The organism is Litchfieldella qijiaojingensis (genome assembly GCF_014651875.1).
GTDB classification, from domain to species: Bacteria; Pseudomonadota; Gammaproteobacteria; order Pseudomonadales; family Halomonadaceae; genus Litchfieldella; species Litchfieldella qijiaojingensis.
Map to the genome: position 1 here is coordinate 65,244 of NZ_BMXS01000003.1, position 14,214 is coordinate 79,457.

The window sequence follows — 14,214 nt, forward strand, 5'->3', positions numbered from 1 at the left end:
TGGGGTGCGGAGACACAAGAGGAACAGACATGATCGTAGTGACAGGCGGTGCCGGCTTCATCGGTGCGAATCTGGTCAAGGCGCTCAACGCCCGTGGCCATCAGGACGTGCTGGTAGTTGACGACCTGAGCGATGGTACCAAGTTCGTCAACCTGGTGGACTGTACCTTGGGTGACTATCTGGATAAGGACGACTTCCGCAGACGCGTCGAAGCCGAGCTGCGTGGCGAGCAAGCTGGCCTGCCGCCGATCGAGGCGATCTTCCACGAAGGGGCTTGCTCCGACACCACCGAGTGGGACGGCCGCTTCATGCTCGACAACAACTTCGAGTACTCCAAGGTGCTGCTGCATTATTGCCAGCGCAAGGGGATACCCTTCCTTTATGCTTCCTCCGCGGCGACCTATGGCGGTAGCGAGGTGTTCGTCGAGGCGCCGGAACATGAGAAACCGCTCAACGTCTACGGTTATTCCAAGCTGTTGTTCGATCAGTACGTGCGAGCGCGTTGGAACGATTTTACCAGCCAGGTGGTGGGGTTTCGCTACTTCAACGTCTATGGCCCGCGCGAACAGCATAAGGGCAAGATGGCCAGCGTGGCTTATCACCACCACACTCAGGTGAATGTCGGCGAGAATCCCAAGCTATTCGGTGCCTGGGATGGTTTCGATGCCGGCATGCAGAGCCGGGATTTCGTCTATGTCGGCGATGTGGTCGACGTCAACCTGTGGTTCCTCGACCACCCCGAACATTCAGGTATCTTCAACCTGGGTACCGGGCGCGCCGAGCCATTCAAGGCCATCGCCGATACCGTGATCGATTTCTACGGTAAGGGCGACATCGACTTCATCGAGTTTCCTGACGAGCTCAAGGGACGCTATCAGAGCTATACCCGGGCCGATATCTCACGGCTTCGTGAAGTCGGTTACCACGCAGAGTTCAAGACTGTGGCCGATGGCGTACGCGAGTACCTGGAGTGGCTGAATGGCTGATCCTTGTGGATCGAACCGCACAGGCGAGCGGATCCTGGTGGTCGGGCCATCATGGGTCGGCGACATGGTCATGGCTCAGAGCCTGCTGATGACCCTGAAACAGCGCCATCCCGGTTGCCATATCGGCGTTGTCGCTCCCGCCTGGTCGCAGCCGATCCTCGAACGCATGGACGAAGTCGATGACGTGGTTGCGCTGGACGTGGGGCACGGTCAGATGGGGTGGGGAGTGCGGCAGGCGACGGCGCGTAGCCTGCGTGGCCGCTATGACCGGGCGATCGTCTTGCCGCGTTCCTGGAAGTCGGCCCTGGTCCCGTTCATGGCCCGTATCCCGTACCGTTTGGGGTTCGTCGGCGAGCAACGACTAGTATTGCTCAACGAACGCCGGCGACTCGACAAGTCCGTACTCGACCAGACGGTGAAGCGGTTCGTATCCCTGGGGTTGCCCAAGGAGGAAGCGTCAACGGGAGGATTCGCCATTCCCCGTCCGCGGCTACGGGTGGACCCGAATAACCTTATCGAATTGCGCCTGACGCATGAGTTGTCGTCGCGTCCGGCGATCGGCATGATGCCAGGCGCCGAATATGGGCCGGCCAAACAGTGGCCCCTGGCATATTTCCATGAACTGGCAGAGGCACTGGCAAGCGAAGGGTACGAGGTGCGGGTGCTGGGAGGAAACAAGGATGTGGCTGCGGGCGAAGCCATCTGCCAGGGTGTCTCACACGCGGTGAATCTGTGTGGCAAGACACGCCTGGCGGATGCCGTGGACCTGTTATCCGATTGCCAGCAAGTGATCACCAACGATTCGGGACTGATGCATGTCGCCGCGGCGGTGGGGACCCGCGTGCATGCGATCTATGGATCCTCGTCGCCCGACTATACGCCGCCGCTCACCGCCAATGCGCGAATCCACTATCTGCGCCTCGATTGTTCACCCTGTTTCGAACGCACTTGTCCCTTGGGACACACCAACTGTCTCAACACCTTGATGCCACAGCGCGTGCTGGAGGCCATTCTCGCCACCAGTTAGGGGACCGTGGGGGGATCGTCGTTCGTCACCTCATCGGCGGGAGTTTCGGTGATCTGTGGCGGTGAGGCCGAAGGCTCTTCCCTGCGTTGTGGCTGCAAGCCATCCCAGAGGCGCACTTGCAGGGCGTTCTCCTCACGCAGCCGACGGTTGATTTCCTCGATGCCGTTGCGCTCGACCAGGGTCTGTGCTGTCGACAGCAGTGACACGCCCAGCCCGGCGCGATGCTGATCGATGGTAAAGCCCATGGCCTCCAGTATCGTCGGGTAGAGGTCGAGCGTCGACGCTTCGCGTTGGATATGCGCCGGCGCCAGGCCATTGCCGATCAGGATGAAGGTATTGGCGCGAGGACCGGCGATCAGTTGCTCCCAGGCCGAGACCTTCATGGTCAGGTGATCGCTGGCGATCACCACCAAGGTGTTGTCGAGCAAACCCTGCGCTTCGAGCCGGTTCAGGAAGTCTCGCGCCAGCCAGGCGCTGCACTTCACCGAGTAGAGGATGTCCGTCCCATCGAACTCGCCCTGGCGCTTTTCACAGCTGCGTGCCGGGTAGCCAGTGGGGGCATGGCCGGCCAGCGTCAGGGCGAACAGGCCCCAGGGGGCGGAATGCGTATCGAGCCGCTGTATCTCCTCGATCGCCATGTTCAGCAGGCTATCGTCGTACAAGCCCCAGCTATTGACGTACTCGGGATCTTCCAGGCGAGGCTCCAGCTCCTCGCGACCGTAGACACGATCGAAGCCGTGCCCTCGATAGAAGATCCCTTTTCCGGCGAAGTCGGTGCTGGCGCCGCCCATGTAGAGCAGGTTATAGCCCTGTTTGCTAAGCAGGTCGCCCATGCACTCGACGCCGGGGACCACCTCGTCGAGCGGCTCGAACTGGCGGTCATGCAGCAGCCCGGCAGGCATCAGGGGCGTTCCGCATTGGCTGGCGATCATGCCGGCCATGGTCCAGCCGGTATTGTCGATCTGGCGCACGCCCTCGAAGACGATTCCCTTATTGCCGATGGCTTTCAGGTCGGCATAGGCATTACCGAATCGTTCTTGATCGGCATAGGTCCGTTCGATGCTCTCCAGATAGAGCACCAGCAGGTTAGGTAGCTCATCGGGTCGTTCGACGATACGCGGCTCGACGAAGCGGCGGTCGAACCACTCGCCATCTTCGGTGACGATGGCGGCCCCCCGCTGAGTGATGCCGAACAGCAGAGGATTGGTTGCCAGCAGGAACAGCACCAGCACACGCTCGAGCAGGCGCCAACGGTGGTCGTGGCGAACCAGCCAGGTAAAGGCTACCAAACTGAAAAAGGCCGATAGCGTGAAGAGCACGGCCGCACTGATGCGGCTGACGCCGCCATGGTCGGTGATACCGGCTTGTAGGTGATAGAAGATGGCGCCCAGGTCGACTTCGCCGAAGCTGTCGGCCAGGTAGAGGTAGAACCACCAAAGGGACAACGGAAATAGCGACCAAGGCCAGACACGCTTGGGCGGATGCGCCTGGCGTGGCTCGCCCCAGCGGAACCTGTATGCCAGGAGCAGCCAGGTGGCCAATACCACCAGTGACACGCTCAGGGGCAGTGTCGTCAGAGCGACGACGGCATAGCCCAGGCAGAGTCCGAGAAAGACAAGAGCCCACCAGCGCGGTTGGCGTAGTAACGGGAGAATCGGGAACGATCGCATGCCGGCATCATTTGAGGGAATCGATAGCTAGCTTAGCAAGCGTAGGTGCGGTTTAGCACTGCCTTTGGGGAAACACTGCATAAATGCCCACGCAGATCGATCACTGCGTTACAAGGATATACCGATATGCTCCGGTTGCTGCGCTCCGGGCGCATTGTGCTTGAGACTGCTCATCGATTCATACAGCGCTTCCTTAGCTACTGGGGCCCTTCACTCTTTGTTCGTTTTCGTAAAGCTCATTAAGCTTTGCATATTTCATATAAGCATGAAACGCAGTAGTAATAGCGACAGTCATTCCATCGCTTCCCTGCAACAGGCCGCCCTTGAATATTAATTTACGGAGGGTGGCAGATAGAGCGTGGAGGGGAGGACGCCAGGGGGAAGGCGTCACCCCGCGATCCTTCATTGCCCAAGCGTCACGGGTGGATAACTGATCGATTCGTTGAATCCAGTGGCTCAGGCTTTCATATGTGAAGTGTCGAATATGTGCCTTTGTGTGACAGACACGAGGCGCTTTTACTGCAGCATGCGCCTTTTTTGGCTCATAACTTGCCTGGGTGCGGTTATATAGGCGTACGACTTGATCGGGATAAAAGCCTGCGGCGCGAATCCAGTGCCGGCCAACGAAATTCTTGCGTCGGAAGCTGAACGCCTGGCTTGGATCACTTAGGTCGAGCGATTTGATAAGTTCAATGGCATCAGGGTCGAGTCGTTCATCAGCATCAAGCGCTAGTATCCAGTCATTCTCGGCATAAGGGACGCCAAAGGCCTTTTGGGGACCATCACCAAGGTACGCTTGTTCTATGACTCTAGCTCCTTCGGACGAGGCAACCCGAACGGTATCATCCTTGCTCAGCGAGTCTACGACGATCACTTCTTGGCATACGTGGAAGAGAGAACGCACACAGTCCGCAATGCTGTGTTCTTCGTTCAGAGTAATGACAATACCAGTGATAGCATTCATTAGAATGTTCTTTATCCTTGCTGAGCCAGAAGTTCGTGGATGGCATATGCCGCTGCGCTAAGATCGATGCGCGACATGTCGGTTTCGCTGTCGGCGCCCGACGGCGGGCAGAATGCCAGGCGTCGTTCGGCGGCATTGCAAGTCTGCCAGCGGAGCGGCGTCGAGGAGCGCTTGGCGGGATAGAAGCCGGCGGTTGGTATGTTGAGACAGCCGGCGATATGCAACGGGCCAGTGGAGCCGGCGATGAACAGGTCGGCCGCGATCAGGCTCAAGGCGAAATCTTCCAGATTCTGGCATCTGGGGACCAAGGCTGCGTCGACTCCTTGCTCGTGGAGGGTGGTTCGAAGCCGCTGGGTGACAGCCTCCTCTCCCGGACCGGCGGTCAGTAGCCAGAACGGGCGACGATCGGAGCTTGCCTGTCGGTCGATGGTCGCGGCCAGGGCCGCATACTGGGCCGGCGCCAGATTGGCTGCCGACCCGCCGTTACCGGCATGCAGGAAGACCCAAGGGCGGGAGTTGTCCAGGGCGAGTTCCTCGGCCAGGCGGTTTCGTTGTATGTCTCGTGCCGTGGCGGGCAAGGGCCAGTAAGGCGGGGCGAGCGACTCGGGGCGTGTCTGTCCCAGCTGCTCCAGCAGGGCTTCGGCCAGCTCCAGGTTGTACTGGTATTCGGGTTTTCGTGATCGCGACCTGCGTTGCATGATGCGATGATTGTAGAATACCTGCGCCCACTTGGTGGCCGGTGCCATCCGGCGGGCGATGCCCGCCCGCCAGCCCAGCCAGCCGATACGTGGTGTCGAGAACAGGGTCAGCAGGGCGTCGAAGCCTCCCTCGCGCATGCGGGCGAGTAATTGGCGTTGAGCGGTGCGGTCGGCTTGTGGGCCGGGGTCGAGGATCACCTCATCGACCCAGGGACAAGCATGGGCCAGCGGAGCGGTATAGGACGGCACCAGCACGCCGATATGGTTGTCGGGCTGGGCCTGCTTGAGACAAGCCAGGGCCGGCCATGCGAGCATGAAATCGCCCAGCTTGTCGTTTCGAACCACCAGGATGCGTCGTGCACGGGGTCGTATCTTGGATTGAGTCATGAAAAGGAGTTCCCTTGCCTTCCAAGGTTTTACATATCTGTCTCTCGAGCGGCTGGGGCGGTCTAGAAATGTATCCGTCACGAATTATACCTGAGCTGAGTCGACAGGGGTGGCAAGTACATGGCTTGGCACTGTGTGGCTCGAAAGTCGATGCTAGCCTGCGGGAAGCGGGCATCGAACCCCTGACGGTTGTCTCCCGGGGGCGTGCGCTGACCGAGACGGCACGGATCCTGCGTTACCTCAAGCGCCACGACATCCGCGTGGTGCATTGCCACAAGTCCAGCGATTTACGCCTGGGAGCCCTGCTCAAGACGCTATGGCCCGAGATCCGACTGTTCTTCACCGACCACATGGGCGTGACGCGCCCCAAGAAGGACCTCTACCACCGCTGGGCATACGGCAAACTCTCACGGTTGTTTGCGATCAGTGAAGCGACCCGCGAACGCAACCTCAGGGCCTTTCCCATGCCCGCCGAACGGATCCGTCGCCTCTATCTGGGAATCGATCCCGCCCCCTATCTGCCAGTGCTCGATGAGGCCGCGCGTCAGGCCCTGCGCGCCGAACTGGGCATTCCGCAGGCGGTAGTCGCCATCGGCCTGCCCGGCCGTCTGACACCGGGCAAGGGGCAGCAGCTGTGGCTCGAGGCTCTCGGCGCGCTTCACGATCGTCATTCCGACATACATTTCCATGGCGTGATGATCGGCGGAACCAGTGCTGACGAGGGAGCCGATGTATCCTATGTCGAAGCACTCGAGAAGCGAATAGCGACGTTGGGATTGGCTAGTCACGTGAGCTTTGCTGGCTTTCGCCGCGACTTGCCACGGGTGTTCGAGGCCTTGGACATTGTCTGTATCCCTTCGCGAAACGAAGCCTTCGGGCTGACGGTGATCGAGGCCATGGCCGCCGGCAAGGCGGTGATCGGCGCCGATAGCGGTGCCATTCCGGAGCTGCTCGATATCCATTGTGGTCGTCTGGCTCCGCCCGATGATGCTGGCGCCTGGGCCAAGGCCATGGCTGAGCTGGCTGCGGATAGCGCCTTGCGCGAACGCTTGGGACGAGAGGCTTGCAACGTGGCTTGCAACGATTTCTCCCTTGCCGCCCATGTCGAGGGGTTGGTTGCCGAATATGGCTCAGTTTGACGCCGACACCCCATCATAGCCCTGTCGAATCGCTGCCATGGCCTGGGGGGCGCCGAATTTCACCAGTGAACGTTCGAGACGCTCGAGGTTGGCCTCGCGCCAGGCTCCGGGCCGGCGCAGGCGGCAACGGTCCAGGTCGATCAGCCACAGGCGGTCGTGGGTATCGACGAGCAGGTTGCGGGCATTGAGGTCGACATGGTCGAGCCCGGCATCGTGGAAACGGCGCACCGTGGTTCCGACCTTTACCAGCAAGCTGTCATCGGCATGCGGAAGACGTTCGGCCAAGGCCTGGGCGCCTGGCAGGCGCACTGTAATCAGGGCCGCTTCATAGGCCAGGCCATGACGCCACACACAAGCGCCGATGGGCCGAGGTACCGGCAGGCCCCTTTCATGCAGATAAGCGGTCAGGCGCAGCTCGCGAAAGGCACGACTACGTTCGGCGCCCAGCCACAGGTAGCGCGACTCACAGAAACGCGCCACCAGGCCACCGCGCCGATAGGGGCGCAGTACCCAATGCTCGTTGCCGGTCTCGATGAACAGGCTAGCGCCACGCCCCGGGGCCTCACCGGTGACAGCTTGATGTGCTCGCCAGTACTCGGGAGTGAAGGTTTCCGGCCCGATTTGTGGGCCACTAGTGGCGTCACATACACTGTGCGCATCATATAGAATGAAAACCTTTCCCCTTTGGAACCTTGTCAATCGCATGAAGCATCCTCTGCCCGCCCATCCCGAGCACATCTGCGTGCTGCGACTCTCCGCGTTGGGCGATGTCTGCAATCTGGTGCCCACCGTGCGGGCCCTTCAGCACCAGTGGCCCCAGGCGCGTATCACCTGGATCATCGGTAAGGGCGAGCACAGTCTACTGTCCGGCCTGTCCGGGGTCGAGTTCGTGGTCTACGACAAGCAAACGGGATTGGCCGGGATGCGCGAACTGTGGCGACGACTCGGCAACACCCGTTTCGATGTGCTGCTGCACATGCAGCAGTCGCTGCGAGCCAGCGTGTTGTCTCTGGGGCTCAAGGCCCGAACGCGGATCGGCTTCGACAAGGCGCGCTCCAAGGATTGGCAGCACTGTTTCACCCGCTACCACCTCGAGCCGCATCCGCGCGCCCATGTGCTGGAATCGTTCATGGACTTTGCCCGGCGGCTGGGCGTAGATCCCGCGATCACCTCGAGACGCCCCGAGTGGGGACTACCGATTCCCGAAGAGGCCTATGAGGAGGCCCGGCGTCTGAGCGGAGAATCGCCCTATCTGTTGATCAGTCCCTGTGCCAACCCACGGTTACGCAACTTTCGCAACTGGTCGGCCGAAGGCTACGCCGCGGTAATCGAACACGCCTGGACCCAATATGGGCTGAAGGCCCTGCTGACTGGCGGTGGCTCCACCAAGGAGCGCGAGATGGGAGCTCGCATTGTTGCCTTGGCACCGCCGGAGGCCGTCATCGATACCATCGGCGGCATATCGTTAAAGACCTTGCTGGCACTGATCGACCGCGCGCGGCTGGTGATCGCCCCGGATTCCGGGCCGGTACACATGGCCAATGCCCTGGATACTCCCACCATCGGTCTCTATGCGACAACCAATGTCGAGCGCGCGGGCCCCTACCTGTGGCGCCACATGGTGGTGGATTGCTATCCCGAAGCGGTGCGCACTTATCTGCACAAGGAGGTCGATGAACTCCCTTGGGGACAACGTGTGCGTCATCCCGATGCCATGTCATTGATTCATGCCGAGGACGTCATCGCACGTCTGGATATCTTGCTGTCGGAGTCTGTCAATGAAGCTTGATCTTACCGCCCTGGAACAGGCCCGCCTGCTGGTGGTGGGCGATGTGATGCTCGACCGCTACTGGCATGGGGGCACTTGGCGAATCTCGCCCGAGGCACCGGTGCCGGTGGTCAAGGTCGGCGAGGCCGAGGACCGCCCCGGCGGTGCCGCCAACGTGGCGTTGAACATCGCCGCATTGGGAGCCAATGCCGCCCTGGCGGGGTTGGTCGGTGACGACACCAATGCCGACCTACTCTTCGCTCGCCTCGAAGATGCCAATGTGAAGACTCACTTCCAGCGCAGCGCCGCGATACCCACCATTACCAAATTGCGAGTCATGAGTCGCAATCAACAACTGATTCGTCTCGATTTCGAAGAGGGGCTCGGTGAGGTGGATACCCGCGATCTGCTGGCGAACGTCGAGCGGGCCTTGCCGGCGGCGGATCTTGTGATCCTGTCCGATTACGGCAAAGGCACCCTGAATCGGGTCGAGGCATTGATCGCCATGATTCGCGCCGCTGGCAAGCGAGTGCTGATCGATCCCAAGGGGGGGGACTTCGGCAAGTATCGCGGCGCCAGTGTGATCACGCCCAACTTTTCCGAGTTCGAAGCCGTGATGGGCCCCTGCCGCAATGACGAAGAACTTGCCGTCAAGGGCGAGGCATTGCGTGCCGAACTGGAACTGGAGGCGCTGCTGATCACCCGAAGCGAAAAGGGCATGACCCTGATCCGCGAAGGCCATGCCCCCCTGCATCTGCCGACCCGTGCCCGTGAGGTGTTCGATGTCACCGGTGCAGGCGATACCGTGATCGGTGTACTGGGGTTGGGGCTGGCTGCCGGCCATGGTTTCCCCGAGGCGATGACCTTGGCCAACCTCGCCGCCGGCCTGGTGGTCGCCAAGCCCGGCACCGCGACGCTATCCATTGCCGAACTCTACACTGCCCTGCACGGCGACAAGCTGGCCGAATTCGGGGTGATCGAGGAGGACTCTCTGGTGGAGGCGGTTCGGGCCGCTCAGGCGCGCGGCGAGCGGGTGGTGATGACCAATGGTTGCTTCGACATCCTGCATGCCGGCCATGTCGCCTATCTCGAGCATGCCCGGCAGCTAGGCGATCGACTGATAGTGGCAGTCAACGACGATGCTTCCATTGCTCGTCTCAAGGGGCCCAAGCGACCGATCAACCCTCTCAATCGCCGCATGCAGGTGCTCTCCGGTCTCGGCGCTGTGGATTGGGTGGTGCCCTTTTCCGAAGATACGCCGGCACGGCTGATCGAGGCGGTGTTGCCTGATGTACTGGTCAAGGGCGGTGATTACCGACCCGAGGAAATCGCCGGTGGCGAAGCGGTCATCGCCCATGGTGGCGAGGTCAAGGTACTGGGCTTCGAAGATGGCGTGTCGACCACGGCGATGATCGCCACCATCCTTGATCGCGAACTCTGATGGCGAGCCGGCAACAAGCGTCGCGGCAGGGATGGGCACGCTGGCTCTATTCGCTGGCACTCTATGCCTTGTCGCCGCTGGTCTGGCGACGTGTATGGCGTGAGCAAGCACTTACTCACTCACGATGGCAGCGGTTGGGCTGGGTGCCCGACACGCCTGCCGGGCGCAAGGTGATCTGGCTGCACTGTGCCTCGGTGGGCGAAGTCCAGGCGGCACGACCGCTGATCGAAGCATTGGTGGCGCGTTATCCCGACCGGCCTCTGGTGCTTACCACCATGACCGCCACTGGGGCCGAGCGGGTCCAAGTGATGGCCGAAAGCCTGGAAAAGAAGGGTATTCCAGGCGAAGTGAGCCATTACTTCGTGCCACTGGACTTTCCCGCTGCCGCGCGGCGTTTCGTGGCACGGCTACGTCCCAGTCTGGCGATCTTCTTCGAGACCGAGCTATGGCCCAATCTGCTACGCGCCTGTGAACGACACGGCGTGCCGGCAGTAGTGGTCAACGGGCGGTTGTCACCGCGCGCTTTCGAGGGCTATTGCAAGATTCGTCCCCTATTGAGTGACGCCCTGTCTCGGGTCGAGTGGCTGGCTGCCAAGTCGCCGGCCGATGCCGAGCGCTTCCAGGCATTGGGTATGGCACCTGACAGGATCTCGGTCGTTGGATCCCTGAAGTATGATATGACGCCGGACGACGAGTCCTTGAAGCGAAGTGAGCACTTACATTCTGCGTGTGGGGAGCGTCCGGTGTGGGTCGCCGGCTCGACTCACCCCGGCGAGGACGAACAGCTTCTCGAAGCCCATGCCCGGTTGCGCGAGACCCTACCGGATGCCTTGTTGCTCTTGGTACCCCGCCACCCACAGCGATTCGATGTCGTGGCGCGACTCTGCCAGGATCGTGGCATGAGCGTGGCGCGGCGTTCCCGTGACGAGCTTCCCGAGCCCCATACGGCGATTTACCTGGGCGACACCATGGGTGAGCTGTTGAGCTTCTATGGAGCGGCCGATGTGGCCTTCGTTGGCGGCAGTCTGGTGCCAGTGGGCGGTCACAACCTACTCGAGCCGGCGGCGATGGGGGTGCCGGTGGTTACCGGCCCCGAGCTTGCCAATTTCAGTGACGTGGCTGAAACGCTGCGCGAGGCCGATGCCCTGGTCGAGGTCACGGATAGTGAAACACTGGCAGGGCAACTCGTGCGGTTGTTCGGCGATGAATCGGAACGCCAGCGCCTGACCCGTGCGGGACAGGCGGTGATGAGCGCCAACCGAGGAGCGCTGACCCGAACGCTGAAGGGCTTGGAGTGCTATCTCTAGCCGAAGTGAGTGCTCACTTCTAGAAGCGTTTGACGCCGTCTTCGGTGCCCAGTAACAGCACGTCCGCACCGCGAGCAGCGAACAGGCCATTGGTGACAACACCTACGATGGCGTTGATCCGGGCCTCCATGGCTAGCGGGTCCTCGATCATGAGCTCGTAGCAGTCGATGATCTGGTTGCCGTTGTCGGTGACCACCCCTTCGCGGTAGACCGGATCCGCCCCTAGTTTGACCAGTTCACGGGCCACATAGGAGCGGGCCATGGGAATTACCTCCACTGGCAGCGGAAACCCGCCCAAGGTGGCGACGCGCTTGGAGGCATCGGCAATGCAGATGAAGCGCTCGGCGCAGGCGGCAACGATTTTCTCGCGCGTCAGTGCCGCTCCACCACCCTTGATCATGCGCAGTTCGAGGTCGATCTCGTCGGCACCGTCTATATAGAACGGTAGCGTACCGGTGCTGTTGAGCTCGAAGACCTCGATGCCATGCTGTCGGAGGCGTTTGGCGGTTGCCTCGGAGCTGGCCACCGCACCTTGGAATTCGTGGCGCAACTCAGCCAGACGGTCGATGAACAGGTTGGCGGTGGAACCGGTGCCGACACCCAGGATGGTATCGCGTTCGAGCCGGGGGCGAATTTCGTCGATGGCGGCAGCGGCGACGGCGTCCTTGAGTTCGTCTTGGGTCATGGCAGGGTCCTGATGGTGGTCGGTAATCGTCAAGACGCTCATTATAAGCCAGGGACAGCCATCTGTAGATGGTGCGACTCCGGGAGAGCCGCGATGGCGCTGGACGAAGTTGCTGTCGGTCTGTTACCAATAGGGGTTTTTTCAACTGTTGGTTGAAGTTTCTACTTTAAGGAAGCGCTGAAGAAATCGACGAGCGGCCTCAAGCACAAGGCGCCCGGAGCACAGGAACCGGAGCCTATGGGGTATAGGTGAGGATTCTGCGCACCGCGCAACGCAGTGATTGAGTCGCGCAGGCATTTATTCGGCGTTTCCTAACGTTGTCCGCACGGCCTCAGGCCGTGCTCTGCCCTTGGGATATCAGGATGCTCGAAGATACTGTCAAGAAGATACTCCAGGCCCGGGTCTATGATGCGGCCCGGGAAACGCCGATTTCATCGGCATCCTTCCTGTCCCGTCGCCTCAATAACCGGATTCTGATCAAGCGCGAGGACTTGCAGCCGGTCTATTCGTTCAAGATTCGCGGTGCCTATAACAAGATGGCGCAACTGAGCGATGATCAGAAGGCCAAGGGTGTGATTACTGCCTCGGCGGGCAATCACGCCCAGGGCGTGGCCATGGCGGCCAGGCTGATGGGGCTCAAGGCGGTGATCGTCATGCCGCGCATCACGCCGGATATCAAGGTCCAGGCGGTCCGCGCCCGGGGTGCCAAGGTGGTGCTCAAGGGCGATGCCTTTTCCGCAGCGGCGGCACACGCCCAGGAGCTGATCGCCGAGCATGGCTATACCTACATTCCTCCCTTCGACGATATCGACGTGATCGCCGGTCAGGGCACCATCGGGGTCGAGATCCTGCGCCAGCACAGTGGGCGCCTGGATGCCGTCTTCGTGCCGGTGGGTGGCGGCGGCCTGATTGCCGGGGTGGCTGCCTACATCAAGTATCTGCGTCCAGACATCAAAGTGATTGGTGTCGAGTCGGAGGATAGCGCCTGCTTCAAGGCGGCGCTTGAAGCCGGGGAGCGAGTGGTGCTCGACCAGGTCGGCGTCTTTGCCGAAGGGGTTGCCGTGGCACAAGTCGGTGAAGTTCCCTTCGCCCTGGCCCGCGATCTGGTGGATGATGTGATCACCGTCAATACCGACGAGATGTGTGCAGCGGTCAAGGACATCTTCGAGGACACCCGAGCGGTAGCGGAGACCTCGGGCGCCCTGGCCCTGGCCGGGTTGAAGAAGTACATCCAGCAGACTGGTGCCGAGGGTGAAACCCTGTTGTGCATCAACTCCGGGGCCAACACCAATTTCGACCGTCTTCAGCACATCGCTGAGCGTACCGAACTGGGCGAACAGCGCGAGGCGATTTTGGCAGTGACCATTCCTGAACGCCCGGGCAGCTTCAAGAAGTTCTGCAAGACCATCGGCAGGCGCATGGTCACCGAGTTCAACTACCGCTACGCCGATCCAGAGCACGCGCATATCTTCGTCGGTGTGCAGGTCAAGCCCGGTGGTGAGGACCGTCGATCAGTGATTGAAAAGCTGACAGAAGGGGGCTATCCGGTAGTAGATCTGACCGACGACGAACTGGCCAAGCTGCATATCCGCCATCTCGGTGGTGGACGCCCCAAGCAGCTCTTCGACGAAGAGGTCTATCGTTTCGAGTTTCCTGAACGTCCCGGGGCCTTGATGAACTTCCTCACGCGTTTGCCGGCCAACTGGAATATCTCGCTATTCCATTATCGCAATCATGGTGCAGCGTACGGCCGGGTACTAGTTGGCATGCAAGTACCCAACGGCGATCGTACCCATGTCGAGGAGTATTTCGACAAGATCGGCTATCGCTATTGGAAGGAGTCGGATAACCCGGCCTATAGGCTGTTCATGGCGTAAGCCGATCTCTTGTGGAGTAAGTGCAGACTTACTCCACAGCCGGGTGATGACAAGCGTTTCATTATGTAAACACTACCTGTATGATGTTGTCATTCCATCGACTTAGGCCTATAGTCGGCCGAGTCGTCATAAGGCGACACTCATCGTAATCCGGTAATAACAAGTTGCACGGAGTCAGGTAATGAAACGCAAGCCCGATCTGGTCATGGCACTGGTGCTGGTCTTCGGCATCGGCGTGGTGGCAACCGGCTATGCGCAGGCCCTG

General features: G+C 60.8%; 12 protein-coding genes. 7 read left to right on the top strand and 5 right to left on the bottom strand.

Features of this window, described 5'->3' with window-relative positions; genetic code table 11:
• Positions 1–29: 29 nt before the first annotated feature.
• A complete protein-coding gene (gene rfaD / locus IE093_RS04450; protein ID WP_189466604.1) occupies positions 30–986 on the top strand; it encodes an ADP-glyceromanno-heptose 6-epimerase in 957 nt (318 codons plus the stop codon).
• Positions 979–2,013, top strand: coding sequence for a lipopolysaccharide heptosyltransferase II (waaF, locus tag IE093_RS04455; protein WP_189466606.1), 1,035 nt, complete (start codon positions 979–981; stop codon positions 2,011–2,013). The genes rfaD and waaF overlap by 8 nt, the downstream gene beginning before the upstream one ends.
• Here the strand turns inward: waaF and IE093_RS04460 are convergent.
• The 3 genes from IE093_RS04460 to IE093_RS04470 all read right to left on the bottom strand — a co-directional run bounded on the left by IE093_RS04460 (position 2,010) and on the right by IE093_RS04470 (position 5,732).
• Positions 2,010–3,683, bottom strand: coding sequence for a sulfatase-like hydrolase/transferase (locus IE093_RS04460; protein ID WP_189466608.1), 1,674 nt, complete (start codon positions 3,681–3,683; stop codon positions 2,010–2,012). The genes waaF and IE093_RS04460 overlap by 4 nt on opposite strands.
• 193 nt (positions 3,684–3,876) lie before the next feature.
• Positions 3,877–4,647, bottom strand: coding sequence for a glycosyltransferase family 2 protein (locus IE093_RS04465; RefSeq protein WP_189466610.1), 771 nt, complete (start codon positions 4,645–4,647; stop codon positions 3,877–3,879).
• Between the two features lie 11 nt (positions 4,648–4,658).
• The gene (locus IE093_RS04470; protein ID WP_189466612.1) at positions 4,659–5,732 is read right to left on the bottom strand and encodes a glycosyltransferase family 9 protein; all 1,074 of its coding nucleotides are present in this window, start codon (positions 5,730–5,732) and stop codon (positions 4,659–4,661) included.
• 14 nt (positions 5,733–5,746) lie between these two features.
• Between IE093_RS04470 and IE093_RS04475 the strand changes: the two genes are divergently transcribed.
• Positions 5,747–6,871: a glycosyltransferase family 4 protein gene (locus IE093_RS04475; protein WP_268247384.1), complete on the top strand. Its 1,125-nt coding sequence runs from the start codon at positions 5,747–5,749 to the stop codon at positions 6,869–6,871.
• On the opposite strand, the gene IE093_RS04480 is transcribed toward IE093_RS04475, so the two are convergent.
• The gene (locus IE093_RS04480; RefSeq protein ID WP_189466616.1) at positions 6,863–7,576 is read right to left on the bottom strand and encodes a 3-deoxy-D-manno-octulosonic acid kinase; all 714 of its coding nucleotides are present in this window, start codon (positions 7,574–7,576) and stop codon (positions 6,863–6,865) included. The genes IE093_RS04475 and IE093_RS04480 overlap by 9 nt on opposite strands.
• On the opposite strand from IE093_RS04480, the gene IE093_RS04485 reads away from it, so the two are divergent.
• From IE093_RS04485 to waaA, 3 genes are read left to right on the top strand one after another with little or no spacing between them, the layout of a single operon-like run.
• Entirely contained in the window at positions 7,575–8,660 is a 1,086-nt protein-coding gene (locus IE093_RS04485) for a glycosyltransferase family 9 protein (protein WP_189466618.1), read from the top strand. The genes IE093_RS04480 and IE093_RS04485 overlap by 2 nt on opposite strands.
• Positions 8,650–10,080 (top strand): bifunctional D-glycero-beta-D-manno-heptose-7-phosphate kinase/D-glycero-beta-D-manno-heptose 1-phosphate adenylyltransferase HldE, encoded by a 1,431-nt coding sequence (hldE, locus tag IE093_RS04490; RefSeq protein ID WP_189466620.1) that lies wholly within the window; start codon positions 8,650–8,652, stop codon positions 10,078–10,080. Before IE093_RS04485 ends, hldE begins: the two co-directional genes overlap by 11 nt.
• Positions 10,080–11,387, top strand: a complete 1,308-nt coding sequence (waaA, locus tag IE093_RS04495; RefSeq protein WP_189466622.1) for a lipid IV(A) 3-deoxy-D-manno-octulosonic acid transferase — start codon at positions 10,080–10,082, stop codon at positions 11,385–11,387. The genes hldE and waaA overlap by 1 nt, the downstream gene beginning before the upstream one ends.
• Positions 11,388–11,406: 19 nt before the next feature.
• On the opposite strand, the gene rpiA is transcribed toward waaA, so the two are convergent.
• Entirely contained in the window at positions 11,407–12,072 is a 666-nt protein-coding gene (gene rpiA, locus IE093_RS04500; RefSeq protein ID WP_189466624.1) for a ribose-5-phosphate isomerase RpiA, read from the bottom strand.
• A 362-nt stretch (positions 12,073–12,434) separates the two neighbouring features.
• On the opposite strand from rpiA, the gene ilvA reads away from it, so the two are divergent.
• Positions 12,435–13,949 carry a threonine ammonia-lyase, biosynthetic gene (ilvA, locus tag IE093_RS04505; protein ID WP_189466627.1) on the top strand — a complete coding sequence of 505 codons (1,515 nt, stop codon included), beginning with the start codon at positions 12,435–12,437 and terminating at the stop codon, positions 13,947–13,949.
• Positions 13,950–14,214: the final 265 nt, after the last annotated feature.

Coding starts and splice junctions, on each gene's coding strand:
- IE093_RS04470 (WP_189466612.1), bottom strand. CDS start 5,732: ATGACTCAATCCAAGATACGACCCCGTGCACGACGCATCCTGGTGGTT.
- IE093_RS04465 (WP_189466610.1), bottom strand. CDS start 4,647: ATGAATGCTATCACTGGTATTGTCATTACTCTGAACGAAGAACACAGC.
- waaA (WP_189466622.1), top strand. CDS start 10,080: ATGGCGAGCCGGCAACAAGCGTCGCGGCAGGGATGGGCACGCTGGCTC.
- IE093_RS04460 (WP_189466608.1), bottom strand. CDS start 3,683: ATGCGATCGTTCCCGATTCTCCCGTTACTACGCCAACCGCGCTGGTGG.
- rfaD (WP_189466604.1), top strand. CDS start 30: ATGATCGTAGTGACAGGCGGTGCCGGCTTCATCGGTGCGAATCTGGTC.
- hldE (WP_189466620.1), top strand. CDS start 8,650: ATGAAGCTTGATCTTACCGCCCTGGAACAGGCCCGCCTGCTGGTGGTG.
- IE093_RS04485 (WP_189466618.1), top strand. CDS start 7,575: ATGAAGCATCCTCTGCCCGCCCATCCCGAGCACATCTGCGTGCTGCGA.
- ilvA (WP_189466627.1), top strand. CDS start 12,435: ATGCTCGAAGATACTGTCAAGAAGATACTCCAGGCCCGGGTCTATGAT.
- IE093_RS04480 (WP_189466616.1), bottom strand. CDS start 7,576: ATGCGATTGACAAGGTTCCAAAGGGGAAAGGTTTTCATTCTATATGAT.
- waaF (WP_189466606.1), top strand. CDS start 979: ATGGCTGATCCTTGTGGATCGAACCGCACAGGCGAGCGGATCCTGGTG.
- rpiA (WP_189466624.1), bottom strand. CDS start 12,072: ATGACCCAAGACGAACTCAAGGACGCCGTCGCCGCTGCCGCCATCGAC.